The organism is Streptomyces sp. NPDC050535 (assembly GCF_044457665.1).
Taxonomy (GTDB): domain Bacteria; phylum Actinomycetota; class Actinomycetes; order Streptomycetales; family Streptomycetaceae; genus Streptomyces.
On the sequence record NZ_JBITHE010000016.1, the window covers coordinates 59,030 to 70,887 of the forward strand.

Here is an 11,858-nt window from a genome sequence, read left to right on the forward strand (position 1 = left end):
CATGCGCAGCTACTCCGATCTCTTCCGCACCCGGGAGTTCACTCCTCTCTTCCTCTCCTCCTCGCTCCACTCGGCGGCCTCCACGATCGGCGCGCTGGCCATCGGAACGCTGGTGTTCAAGGCGACCGAGTCACCTCTGCTGTCGGCGGTGAGCATGTTCGGGCCGCAGTTGGCACAGGTGGTCGGCGCGACCACTCTGCTGTCGGCGGCGGACCGGCTGCCGCCCCGCTCCACGATGACGGGCATCGCGCTGTCCTTCGCCGTCGGCACGGCGGTGATGGCGACGCCCGGCCTGCCCCTCTGGGCGCTCTTCGCCGTCATCGCGATGCTCGGCCTGATCTCCTCGCTCGGCGGCGGGGTCCGCTGGGGCCTGCTGAACGAGATCCTGTCCAAGGACGGTTACCTGCTGGGGCGTTCGGTCTTCAACATGGCGAGCGGCCTCACCCAGATCGCGGGCTTCGCGACGGGCGGCGTGCTGATGGTGGTGCTGTCACCGAGGGCGACGCTGGTGGTCGCGGTGACCCTGTACCTGGCCGCGGCCCTGGTCACCCGGCTCGGCCTGAGCAGACGCGCACCGCGTACCGAGGGCCGCCCGTCCGTCGCGCAGACCTGGCGTACGAACGCCCTGCTGTGGTCCTCGCCCCCGCGCCGCACGACGTACCTGCTCCTGTGGATCCCGAACGGCCTCGTCGTCGGCTGCGAGTCCCTGTACGTGTCCTACGCCCCCGACCGGGCGGGCCTGCTCTTCGCCTGCGGCGCGTTCGGGATGTTCGTGGGCGACGTGACGACGGGCCGCTTCCTGCCGCCGCCGGTCCGCCGCCGGCTGGGCATCCCGTTCCTGCTGCTCCTGGCCGGGCCGTACCTGTTCTTCGCCCTTCGCCCGGGTACGGCGATCGCGGCGGCCTGCGTCGCCCTCGCCTCCGTCGGCTTCGGCTCGAGCCTGATCCAGCAGGAACGCCTGATGGCCCTCACTCCCGAGGAACTGAGCGGCCACGCCCTGGGTCTGCACTCCTCCGGGATGCTCACCATGCAGGGCGTGAGCGCGGCGCTGGCGGGAGCGGTGGCTCAACTGACCTCGCCCGCGACGGCGATGACCCTGATGGCAGCGACGTCCCTCGCGGCGACCGCGACGCTCTCAGCCGCGGGCAAGCGTCAGGAACGCCGTCCAACTGGCGGGGGTGACGGCAAGGGCGGGGCCGCCGTCGGCGTTCTTGGAGTCCCGGACGTGGACGGCACGCGGTGAGGCGACGAACTCCAGGCAGGCGCCGCCCTGTTCGCTGCTGCAGCTCGACTCGCGCCAGGCGTACGCGACTCCGAGGCAGTCACCGCCCTGCTCGGTGCTGTAGCTGGACTTGAACCACTGCAATGCGGTGCTCATTGCTCTCCTAGTAAACGGCCCAACAGGCTCTTGGTCTCCTGAGGATTGAGAGCCTGTGTCCGCAGCATCGCATACTTGCGTTCGAGGACGGAGACCTCGTCGGGGTCGGCAATGAGCCTGCCGTTGAGCTGTCCCTCGACGTAGGCGAAGCGCTGATGGTCCGCGGTTTCGACGAGCACGAACGGGCCGGAGAGCCCGGCATGGAAATCGCGTCCCAGCGGCATGACTTGGACCGTGACTCCGGGCAGATCGGTCCACTCGTGAAGGCGAAGAAGCTGCTCGGCGTAGACCTCCTCGCCGCCGAGCCGGTCCTTGAGTGTCGCCTCGGAGATGATGAAACTCGCAGTCGTTGGGTTCGCTTGGTGCAGGACATCCTGTCGCTCCATGCGTGCTGCGGCTCGCTGCTCGATCTCGTCCCCGGAGAGGACGGAGACATCGTTCTGGAAGACCGCGCGTGCATACTCCTTGGGCTGCAGAAGCCCCGGCAGGGCCTGGTTCTGATACGAGGACAGCGCCAGCGCCTCCCGCTCCAGGTCGATGTACTCCTCGGCCCACCGGGGAAACAGATCCACCTCGGGCATGTTCGCCACGTCGGCGGACAACGCCCCTTTGGCGTCGAGGAGTTCGTCAAGGAACTCGGCGTATTCCGCTCTCAGGGACCGTCTGCCCTGCTTGATGGAGGCGAGGGTCTGCCCGTCCACCCTCAACCGCTCGGCTAGCTCCCGTTGGGTGTACCCGGCTGTTCGCCGGAACACCCCGATCAGCGCCCCCACCATCTTCATGGCCGATGCGTTCTTCCTACAGCTCTTGCCGCTCCCGCTGTTCACGAGGATGAACTCCCCACCTAAAAGCGTACGTTCACCCCGGCACACCCGTACAAAGGAATCCGTACGGGTTTCGCGGCAGGATTGAGACGCAGTCGCCGACCGGCCTGAGGGGAATCGTGTCGCACAACTCCGAGGACTGGCCCGCGCGCAGTCTGCTGGGCGTGCTGCCGCAGGCGGCGCGGCAGGAACTACTCGGTCTGGGCGTCGAGGCACGGTTCGAGGCGGGGGAGGTGCTGCTGAGCGAAGGCGCCCGGGACAGACACGTCCTGTTGCTTCTTTCCGGGTTCGCCAAGGTGACTGCGACGGTGGAGAACGGCGAGACATCGCTCTTGGCAGTTCGTGTCGGCGGTGACACGGTCGGCGAGATGGCGTCGATGGACGGGGCACCGCGCTCGGCCACGGTGACGGCGTGCGGGTCGATGACCGCGCGCCTGCTGCAACACGGCATCCTGCACAGCCTGTTGACGCGGCGCCCGGAAGTGGCCATCGCACTGACGGGCATCGTCTCGGACCGGTTGCGGTGGGCCAACCGGCGGCGGCTGGACTTCCGTGGCTATCCGGCCAAGGTACGGCTGGCCCGGCTCCTGGTGGAACTGGCCACCGCGTACGGGCGCAGGGGGGACGGTGGTGTGGTCATCGGCTGCCGGCTGACGCAGCCGGAGATGGCCGCGCTGACTGGAGCCGCAGAGACGACCATCCACAAGGGACTGCGCGAACTGCGCGAGGACGGCCTGCTGGAGACCGGATACCGGTCCACGACCATCTGCGACCTGCCTCGGCTCCGGCAGGTGGCCGATCTTGCGCACGGGGAGTGACGCGGGCCGCCCGGCGGCCGGGTGCGGCGTCAGGTCAGTACCGGGCGCAGGACCACGGACAGCCCGGCACTGGCGCCCATCACCGTCGTGCACACCACGGCGCCGGTGAGGAATCGGTACTTGCGCAGCGCGACGCGGGCGAGGAACCGCACCGTCTGCGACAACTCCCGCCGGTCCACGGTCTCGTCGGCGCCACCCGGGTTCTCGGCGGGCAGGATGTCCGGGCCGGTGGAGAGGTGGACGAAGCTGTATCGGTTGACGCCTCCAGGGTGCTGCACACGAGGCCGTAGGGCCGCCGCCAGACAGACCGCGCCTCCGAACATCCCGCAGACGAAAAGAGTGAACAGCGTCCCGGCCAGCACGCCAGTCGCTCCGCCCCGCTCCACGGTGCGCAGGGCCTGCCCGCTCCATGAGTCCGCTGTGCCCACCAGTGCGGCCTGCGCGGCCGCCAGGATCCCGGCCTTGGTGTCCGCGTGCTGATGGGTGGTCTGCAGGGTAGTGAACATGTACTGCGCGGGACGGTTGTCGGGGGTGGCACCGGCGGGCGGCATACGGGTCCCTCCTCGGGTCGACGGGTGCGACCCCTCAAGTAGGCACCTGCTCCGGTGTGCGAACCAGTCACTTCTATGGATTCCCGCATCTTGCTGCATCCCGTACTTCCACGGGGTCCGGCCCGCGCGGGCCGTGTACGACTGGCGTGTACCGGTGTCCGCGGGTGGGGGGAGCGCGGACGCCGATTCCACGAGAAGAGTCCTTAACGGTAAGTGAGTACGGACACGAGGGGCGTCATGACGATGAACGGTGCGGGCGGACCGGGCGGCATGGGAACGTTCGGGCGCAGACTGCTGCTGGCGGTCGACGCGAAGGGATATGGCGGCGTCGACGTACTGACGCAGACACAGTTGCAGGAGGCGATTTACCGACTGCTCGGGCAGGCGGCCGACGCGGCAGGGCTGGAACGAGAGCGGTGGGTCACGCAGGAGGCCGGGGACTCAGTGTTCGCGGTGCTGCCCGAGGGCGCCTCCGAACCGGCCCTCATCGACACGTTCATGCGCAACCTCGACGCCGGCCTGCGGGCTTTCAACCACGGCCGGGTGCCCGAGGCGTGGCTGCGGCTCAGGGCAGCCGTGCACTTTGGTACGGCGTCCCCCGCGGCCAACGGGTTCGCAGGCAGGGCGCCGGTCGAGATCGGCCGTATCTGCGACAGCGCGGTGCTGAGGTCCGCCCTTGCCGCCGCGCCGGACGCCTGCCTGGCCGTGGCGGTCTCGGCCACCGTCTTCAACGACGTGGTCCGCGAGGCGTACACCACCATCCGGTCTCAGGAGTTCCTCCAGGTACGGATCGAGGAGAAAGAGTACATGGGCCGGGCCTGGATCTGGGTGCCCGGACATGACGTGCGAGGGCTTGAACTGCACGGCGGCGCGGGGAGCGTTTCGGGGCGTGAGGAGGGCGCGGGCGCTGCGAAGGGTGGTGAACCAGTAGTCGCGCGCCCCCAGAGTGCTCCAACTACTGCGCCAGACACGGTCGTTCAGACTTTTCACGGAACCGTGAACGCACAGGGCGCCGTCTTCGGAATCTCCAAATGACCCCCGATTGACGGCAGAGGATGAACCAGGAACAGCGCGAAGAACCTCCTGAGCAGGAAAAACCCGAGGGCGCGGCCGGAGTGGAACAGCCCGGAGACGAGCAGCCCGAAGTCCAACAGTCCAGGGACGAGCAGCCCGGCACCGACCGGCCGAATCCGGCGCCTCACCACAATGCGCCCCACCACAACGTCAACCAGTACTTCCTCGGCGCCCTCGACGCCCGTCAGGCGCACTTCGGCATCGGCGGCCCCGGTGGCGCGGACAACCCGAACGCCCGCCGTACGGCCGTCGGACGGCTCGACGCTGGCGAGGCGGACACGATCCTGGAGTCGTACGTCGAACCACCCTGTTTCGACGAGGCGGTGGCGGACCTGGACCGGGACAGTGTGGTGGTGCTGGTCGGGCCGCCCGGAGTGGGCAAGCGTTCGGGCGCCGTGGCGCTCCTCAATGCTGTCGCCGACGGAACGGAGTACGTGGTGCTCTCGCCCGGCCGAAGCCTGGACGAACTCGCTACCGGTCGCCCCGCCTTCGAGAAGGGCGTCGGCTATGTGCTGCTCGACCGGATGAACGAGGGCTCGTCCGGGACCGCGGACTTCGACTGGAGGCGCGTACGGGACGCGGTGCGCGACCAGGAGGCACACCTGGTGGTCACCACCGTGCACACCATCAGGGGTAAACCACCCGAGTCCGTACGCCATGTGCCCTGGAGCGCACCGGATCTGGCGGACGTGCTGCGGCTGCGGTTGCGGAAGGCGGGCTGCGCCGGCACCGTCGTCGAAGAGGCCGTCGAACTGCTGCCCGCTGAGTGCTTGATCGCGGAGGTGACCGCCGCGGCGGCGCGGATCGCGCGGGGTGCCGACCCCGCCGGAGTGTGGCGGGAATACGGAAGCAGCGCGGCGCAACCCGTGCGCGAGTGGTTCGCCGTGGAACGCTCGCTCCAGGAGACCGCCGAGGTGACGGTACTCGCCTTCGCCATCGGTGCCGGATACCGCGAGTTCGAGTCGTGGCAGGAACGGCTGGAACCCCGGATCGCACCGGCCTTCCCGGCCTTCCCGGAAGCAACGCAACCCGCCGCGGCGCAGTCGGCCGGGGCCCAGCCCGCCGTCGACCGACGGCGTTCCCTGACCCGCAACCTGCTGGCTGCGACCGAGGAGCAGAAGCACGGCGCGCTCACCCGGACCGTGCTCGTTTTCCCCAGTCCGCAGTACCGCCAGTGGGTCCTGGAGGAGCTGTGGACGAACCACTCGAAGGCGTACTGGGACGGCGTACAGGACTGGCTGACCGAGCTCATCCTGATCCCCGGAACGGGCTTGCACCTGTCCGTCGCCTCCGGTCTGGCCCTGCTCGCCAGGCCCGCCTTCGACGAGGTCGCCGAGTCCTATCTGGAGCCCTGGGCACACGGCGAGGCGGGCCCCGCCGGGCAGTCCATGGCCACTCTGGTCCTGTGCTGGATGTGTCTAGACGAGAACCTCGACGCCACCGCGCTCACCCTCGCCCGCAGTTGGGTCCTGTCCCGCGACCCGGGGCTGCGCTCGACGGCGGTGGCCGCGTTCGGCGGGGAACTGGGGGTTCGCTTTCCCACCGACGCCGTCAAGCTGCTGTGGCATCTGATCAGCCGGCGCAGCGGCCAGTCCGAGGAGGCGATGTTCGCCCTCGCCGACCTCGTCGCCGTACTCGCGGAGTGCCGGGAGGACGGTGGCGTGGTCTTCCGCGCCCTGGCGCACCGGCTGGGCGTCCAGCGCAGGACCACCGTCGCCACCCAGCTGAGGGAGAACACCTTCGACGCAGTCCTGGCCGTCCTGAGGGTGGGCGACCTGCGCACGGGGCAGCCCGTGTGCGCCACGCTGATGGAGCGGCAGCCTCAACTCATAGGAAAGCTGGGTGAGTTGTGGGCGGGCGTGCTGTGTAACCGGCCGCGGCGGACCTTGGCGCTGCGGGCTCTGTACGACACCCTGCGCGCGCTGTCGGCCGTGGGCGAGGAGCCCCAGGCCACCGCCGGGCAGTTCGGCCACAGCGTGGGCGCCGCGCTCCCGCCGGACGAACGCCGGCTCCTCGCCGCGGCCCTGCGCCCCGCCGCGGTCCGCTCCGGCAACACCACCGCGGCACTCATCGACACCTTCCTCACCACCGTACTGAGCACGGAGGACTGACGCACATGGCTGAGAGTTACCCGTTCGTCGAACAGCGGGAGTACGGACGGCCGCGGCAAGGCGGCGGGTGGTTCAACAAGCGTCCCGTCAGGGGCGAGGACGACCTGCCGCTGCTGGCCGCGCACGAGGTGCGGATCTTCCGGGTCGGCGAGGAGTACATCGAGGACCACGGCGGGCTGCGGCCCGACGATCCGGTGGTGGTCGCCGCGAGTTCGGTCACGGTTGTCGACCGGAGCGTCGGCGTGCCCGTCGTCGTGGAGATGCGCATCCCGTCCGCGGAGGGGGGTGACTTCACCGTGCGGACGACCTTCCACTGCACGGTCTCGGACGCGCGCACGGTCGTACGGGACGGGGTCACCGACGTGGAGGCGCTGCTCCTGGACTATCTCCGCGCGGTCCCCGGTCTTATCGAGCAGGGCGGCGATCTGTCGATCGTCGACTCGGCCCTCGTGCGCCGCCGTATCGACGCGCGGCTGACCGCGTACCAGGAGATGCGGCCGCACATCGTCTCGGGCCTGAAGGCGTACCCCCGTGCGGTGGAGGTCCTGTCACCCGAGGAACTCGCCGCGCACGTACGCGAGGTCGAGGAGACCAGGCGCGCCCGGGAGAAGGACCGCCTCCGGGAGGAGGTGGAGCGGGAACGAGCCCTGGCCCTGGCCGAGAAGGAGCGGGATCGCGAGGAGATCCGGCGCGAGGAGGCGCTGCGCAAGGAGCACAACCGTCAGGAGTACGAGACGCTGCGCACGCGCTACGACCACGTCGTCAGCGCCGAGGAGCAGCATCACGACCTCACGCTGAAGGCGCGGCAGAACGGGTTCGTCCGCGACGAGATGACTGAGGACCTCAGGGTCATCGGCAACGACCCCATAGCCGCCGACCTGAACGCCTACCGCAACGGGGACATCTCCGCCGACACCTTCGCCGACCGGCTGCGCGCGGCGGAGGCGCGCCGCACCGACCGGGAGGACGCCCTGACGAAGCTCGAGAGGGAGTACGACGAGCGACGGGCCACCCTCGAACGGGACGATCAGCGCTGGCAGGTCGAACGGGACGACAAGAGGAAGGAATTGGAGCGCGCGGACCAGCAGAGCGAACACGCGGAGCGCCGAGAGGACGCGCAGCAGTTGAGTAAGGAGCAGCGCGACTGGGCGGAGAAGCGTCTCGAGGTCAACCGAGACATCGGCAAGCTGCTCATCGAGCGCGGCCTGGTCGACAACACCGCCGTCGACCCCGGTGCCTTCATCAACAGCGTGGGGGAGATCCCCCAGTACGGTGCTCCGGCACTCGCCCAGGGCCCGGCGGTACACACGGCGTCGGAGGAACGGCGCGACAAGCGGCCCACGGACACCGACGTGGTCGACGTGGTCGACGTCGAGGCGGACCACGAGAGCGACGAGGACCCGGATCCGGGCCCGGACGAGGGCGACGACAGCGACAGCGACCTCGGTACCGGTGACATGGAGGCGCACGTTGGCCACTGATCTGCCGGTCCATCCTGCCGACCGGGCTCCGCTCGCCGAGATGACCGTGCCCTTCCGCCCCGCGCGACCCGAGGCGGGGCTCGCGGTGCGGCTGCGCCGGGTGATCGGCATCCGCGAGGACGTACTGGACTGGGTTCCGGAGGAACGGCCTCGATACACCTGGTATGGCGTCATCGTCGTCAACACCGCCCTGCTTGCTGGCGTCTCGATGGCCGTCGCGCTCGCCACCATCCGGCCCGACCTTCCGTTCCCCGCCGTAATCGTGGTGGCCGGGGTCTGGCTATGGCTGATCCTCGCCCTGGACAGCTGGCTGGTGTCCAGCACCCACGGCGCGCTGACGGCCAAGAGCCCCTTGCGGATACTGCTGCCCCGCCTGGCGCTCTCCGTACTCCTCGGTATCTTCATCGCCGAACCGCTCCTCTTCCAGATCTTCGACAGGGAGATCCGGCAGGAGATCGCGGTCGGCAACGAACGGAGGGTCGCGGACTACCGGGGCATGCTCGTGTCTTGTAACCCCACCGGCGGCGAGCGGACCACCGACCGTACCGAATGCGGTGAGTACCAGCTCAAGGTGCCGGGTTCACCGGTCGAACTGGGCGAACAGATCAAGAGCAACATTGCCCGGACGAAGGCCATGCGGACTGAGGTCGACTCGATCAACAGGTCTCTGAACCGCAAGATGGCCACCGAGCAGCGCGAGTGCGCCCGGGGCAAATGGATCTGGTGGCGTGGTTACGCCGACGTCAGCCAGACGTGTGAGCGCGCCCGCGCGGACTCCTCGGCCTACCGCGCGACCAGCGAGATCAAGAAGTACGAGAGCGACCTGGCGGCGCTGGTGGCGGCCGGCCACACCCTGGCCGCGAAGAAGGACACGGCCGCCGAGGCGTACCAGCCCGCTCTTCAGCGCGCCATCGACACCAAGACGCGGCAGCGGGCGACCGACCTCGACGACGACGGGATCCTGACCAGAGCGCACGCGCTCAAGGCCGTCGCCTGGTCCGACTGGTATGCCGGTTCTGTGGCCCTCGTGCTGCACCTCCTGCTCCTCGTCGTCGACGCCATGCCCGTCCTGGCCAAACTCATGAGCGGTTCCACGACGTACGACCGCCTGGTCACCGCTCGCTTCGCAGCGAGCCGTCGACTGCACTCCGACGACCTCCAGGTCCAGCACGCCTGCGCCACCATGGAGTACGAGGTGCAGCGTCACCGCACGAAACTGGACACGACCGATCGCATGGAGCACCTCGAACACGAATACCGCCTCGCTCACGCCGAGCGCGCCCTCCGCTTCCGTAAGGACCTCGACACTCGAACGGCCCGGATTCTTCGGGAGCGGGGCGACTGAGAGGGGCGGGCCGCCGGAAGGGGGTGTCCGGTGGCCCGCCCATCGGGGATGGACGGTTGGCTCAGCTGACGTCGGAGGCGTCCAGGCGGTACAGGCCCCCACTGCTCGACGTAGAAGAAGTGGTGGAACCGGAGCTGTAGGACGAGGAGTTGACGGCGGTGCCGTTCGCCTCGACCCAGGTGGTGATCTCGGAGTCCGTGCCCTGGCCGCCGTCGCTGCTGACGACGATGTAGTGCAGTTGGCCGGACTTCACCAGGGACTTGAGCTTGGCGAGGGTCATGGCGTTGTCGGTGCCGGACCAGCCGCCCATGGAGATGACGGGTTCGCCGGACTCCAGGATGATCGAGGCCGCCGTCTGGTCGGTGGCCACCGCCACCAGCCAGTTGGCGCCGTCCTGGTTCTTCTCCAGGTACGTGATCATCTCGGAGCTGACCTGAGTACCGCCGCCGGCTCCTCCGCCCAACTGACCGCCGCTGGACGACGTACCGCCGGATCCGCTGCCGGAGGGCGCGGTGCCTCCGGACTCCGCGCCGGTACCGCTCGGCGCGTTGCCGGTAGGCGCGCTGCCGCTCCTGCCCGCAGCGCCGGTGCCGGTACCGGAGCCGGACGGCGCGCCGCCGCCCATGCCTCCGCCCGCGCCGCCGCCACCCATACCGCCGCCCGTGCTCGGACCGGCCGTCGGGTTGGTGCCGTTGCTGGAGGCGCTCGTGGCCGCCGAGACCGAGTACGCCGCCGGACCGGCGAGCAGGGCGACGACCGCCGCCAGTGCCGCGAGGCCCAGCAGTCGCCGCCGCTTCAAGAACCGCCCTGCGAGCAGCCCGAGTACGGAGGCCGCGCCCGCGACACCGGCCACGGTCTCGGCGACGGTGTAGAGCGTCCCGGAGCCCGAGACCCGCTGGAGCAGGACGACCGCCCAGGCCGCGCTGACCGCGACGGCCAGCGGCAGGACCCAGCCCCACTTCGCCGCCGGACCGTCCCGGAACGCCCGGTACAGCATCACGCCGCCGATACCGGCCAGGGCGGCGACACCGGGCGCCATGGCGGTGACGTAGTACGGATGGAAGGTGCCCTCCGCGAGGGCGAACGTCAGGTAGTGCACGACGAACCAGCCGCCCCACAGGAGCAGCGCCGCGCGCTTGGCGTCCGTACGCGGAGCCCGTCCGCGCAGCACCAGACCGCCGACGAGGGCGATGAGGGCGAAGGGGATGAGCCAGGAGATCTGGCCGCCCATGATGTCGTTGAACAGCCGGTAGACGGACGCGGTTCCGCCGAAACTGGCGCCGTTCCCCGCCCCGCCCGCGGACGAACTCGCCCCGAAGACACGGCCGAAGCCGTTGTAGCCGATGACGAGGTCCCAGACCGTGTTGTCGGTCGAACCGCCGATGTAGGGGCGCGAGGACGCGGGCCACAGGTCGACGACCACCATCCACCAGGCGCTGGAGACGACGAGCGCGACCGTGGCGACGGCGAGGTTGCGGATCCGCCTGCCGAGCGAGGCGTTGGCGGCCCAGAGGTGGACGAGGAAGAAGACCGGCAGGACGACGTACGCCTGCATCATCTTCGTGTTGAACGCGAACCCGATCGCGACCGCCGACCACACCAACGGCATCAGCCGTCCGCCCCGCACGGCCTTCATCAGCCCGGCCGCGCCGAGGAGCATCAGGAAGACGAGGACCGGGTCGGGGTTGGTGTCCCGGTTGATCGCCACCGTGATCGGGGTCAGCGTGAGCGCCAGCGCGGCGACGCTGCCCGCCACCGCGCCGAAGTCCCGCTTGACCATGCGGTACAGCAGTGCCACCGATCCCGTACCCACCGCGACCATCGGCAGCGCCAACTGCCAGGTACCGAAGCCGAACACGCGCGCCGAGATGCCCATCACCCACAGCGCGAACGGCGGCTTGTCGACGGTGATGAAGCTGCCCGAGTCCAGGGCGCCGAAGAAGAACGCCTTCCAGCTCTTGGTGCCGCTGTAGACGGCGGCGTTGTAGAAGCTGTTGCCGGTGATGGAGGAGACGTTCCAGGCGTACAGGCCGACGGCCAGGACGAGGATCGCCCAGAGCGCGGGCCTGGCCCAGCGCGGGTCGTCCGGCGGGCCCGTGAACAGCCTGCGGACGCGGGGCCTGACGCCTCCGTCGGCGGGCGGCCCGGCCCGGTGCGAGTGCTGCCGGACCCCTTCGTCGCGGGTCGGCGGGGCGAGGGTCGTCATGACGCGCACTCCAGGGTGGGAGACGGGTGGCTGGGAGACGAACGTCGCGCCCCCGTCTGGGGCGTCGGTG

General features: G+C 69.6%; 10 protein-coding genes. 6 read left to right on the forward strand and 4 right to left on the reverse strand.

Annotation, left to right across the window (positions count from 1 at the left end; translation table 11 throughout):
- Position 1: 1 nt before the first annotated feature.
- On the forward strand, positions 2-1,243 hold the full coding sequence (locus ACIBLC_RS29770) for an MFS transporter (protein ID WP_399214386.1): 1,242 nt from the start codon (positions 2-4) through the stop codon (positions 1,241-1,243).
- Here ACIBLC_RS29770 and ACIBLC_RS29775 read toward each other — a convergent pair.
- Together ACIBLC_RS29775 and ACIBLC_RS29780 are read right to left on the reverse strand one after the other, a co-directional pair.
- A complete protein-coding gene (locus ACIBLC_RS29775) occupies positions 1,136-1,378 on the reverse strand; it encodes a DUF397 domain-containing protein (protein ID WP_399214387.1) in 243 nt (80 codons plus the stop codon). The genes ACIBLC_RS29770 and ACIBLC_RS29775 overlap by 108 nt on opposite strands.
- A complete protein-coding gene (locus ACIBLC_RS29780; RefSeq protein WP_399214498.1) occupies positions 1,375-2,160 on the reverse strand; it encodes a helix-turn-helix domain-containing protein in 786 nt (261 codons plus the stop codon). The genes ACIBLC_RS29775 and ACIBLC_RS29780 overlap by 4 nt, the downstream gene beginning before the upstream one ends.
- Positions 2,161-2,321: 161 nt before the next feature.
- On the opposite strand from ACIBLC_RS29780, the gene ACIBLC_RS29785 reads away from it, so the two are divergent.
- Positions 2,322-3,020 carry a Crp/Fnr family transcriptional regulator gene (locus tag ACIBLC_RS29785; RefSeq protein WP_399214388.1) on the forward strand — a complete coding sequence of 233 codons (699 nt, stop codon included), beginning with the start codon at positions 2,322-2,324 and terminating at the stop codon, positions 3,018-3,020.
- 29 nt (positions 3,021-3,049) lie between these two features.
- Here the strand turns inward: ACIBLC_RS29785 and ACIBLC_RS29790 are convergent, their stop codons facing one another.
- Positions 3,050-3,571, reverse strand: coding sequence for a hypothetical protein (locus ACIBLC_RS29790; protein ID WP_399214389.1), 522 nt, complete (start codon positions 3,569-3,571; stop codon positions 3,050-3,052).
- A 237-nt stretch (positions 3,572-3,808) separates the two neighbouring features.
- Here ACIBLC_RS29790 and ACIBLC_RS29795 point away from each other — a divergent pair, with 237 nt between their 5' ends.
- The 4 genes from ACIBLC_RS29795 to ACIBLC_RS29810 are packed head-to-tail and all read left to right on the forward strand — an operon-like array spanning position 3,809 to position 9,582.
- Positions 3,809-4,606 (forward strand): hypothetical protein, encoded by a 798-nt coding sequence (locus ACIBLC_RS29795; protein ID WP_399214390.1) that lies wholly within the window; start codon positions 3,809-3,811, stop codon positions 4,604-4,606.
- Between the two features lie 20 nt (positions 4,607-4,626).
- Positions 4,627-6,756, forward strand: a complete 2,130-nt coding sequence (locus ACIBLC_RS29800) for a hypothetical protein (protein WP_399214392.1) — start codon at positions 4,627-4,629, stop codon at positions 6,754-6,756.
- Between the two features lie 5 nt (positions 6,757-6,761).
- Entirely contained in the window at positions 6,762-8,237 is a 1,476-nt protein-coding gene (locus ACIBLC_RS29805) for a hypothetical protein (protein WP_399214393.1), read from the forward strand.
- Entirely contained in the window at positions 8,227-9,582 is a 1,356-nt protein-coding gene (locus ACIBLC_RS29810) for a DUF4407 domain-containing protein (protein ID WP_399214394.1), read from the forward strand. Before ACIBLC_RS29805 ends, ACIBLC_RS29810 begins: the two co-directional genes overlap by 11 nt.
- A 61-nt stretch (positions 9,583-9,643) precedes the next feature.
- Here the strand turns inward: ACIBLC_RS29810 and ACIBLC_RS29815 are convergent, their stop codons facing one another.
- The gene (locus ACIBLC_RS29815; protein ID WP_399214395.1) at positions 9,644-11,788 is read right to left on the reverse strand and encodes an ArnT family glycosyltransferase; all 2,145 of its coding nucleotides are present in this window, start codon (positions 11,786-11,788) and stop codon (positions 9,644-9,646) included.
- Positions 11,789-11,858: the final 70 nt, after the last annotated feature.